Source organism: Burkholderia sp. SIMBA_051 (assembly GCF_046534915.1).
In the GTDB taxonomy this organism is placed as follows: Bacteria; Pseudomonadota; Gammaproteobacteria; order Burkholderiales; family Burkholderiaceae; genus Burkholderia; species Burkholderia ambifaria.
The window spans coordinates 1-281 of the sequence record NZ_JAWRXS010000185.1 but is presented as its reverse complement, the minus strand read 5'-3'; the positions used below and the strand labels follow the sequence as shown (position 1 = coordinate 281).

Annotated in this window: 1 protein-coding gene; it reads right to left on the bottom strand. The window is 55.2% G+C overall.

Going from position 1 to position 281, the window contains the following annotated elements; all coding sequences use genetic code 11:
- A partial coding sequence (locus SB771_RS34110; RefSeq protein WP_410721933.1) for a hypothetical protein occupies positions 1 to 217 on the bottom strand: 217 nt, incomplete at its 3' end.
- Between the last annotated feature and the right edge of the window lie 64 nt (positions 218 to 281).

Genomic DNA, 281 nt, shown 5'->3' with positions numbered 1-281 from the left:
CCGGGCCTTGCCGATAGTCTCCTTCCCAGCCGTGGTCAGAAGCGAGGCGTCGGGCCTCCGCGAAGCTTGCGTCGAATTCATCGACGCCGTGCTGGCTTAAATCACCCCATTCGTCGTTCGTGTTGTCGGCTAAAATCGCCCGGGTTTCGTCGACCGATCGGAGCGCGCTCCAAGCCCAATCGATATAGCTCGTTTCATATACATACCATTTGTTCATATTGGCCTCCTCGAAGAAGGCAACCATTCTACCTTTTGCCGCGAAGGCAGTTTCCAAAGGAAAG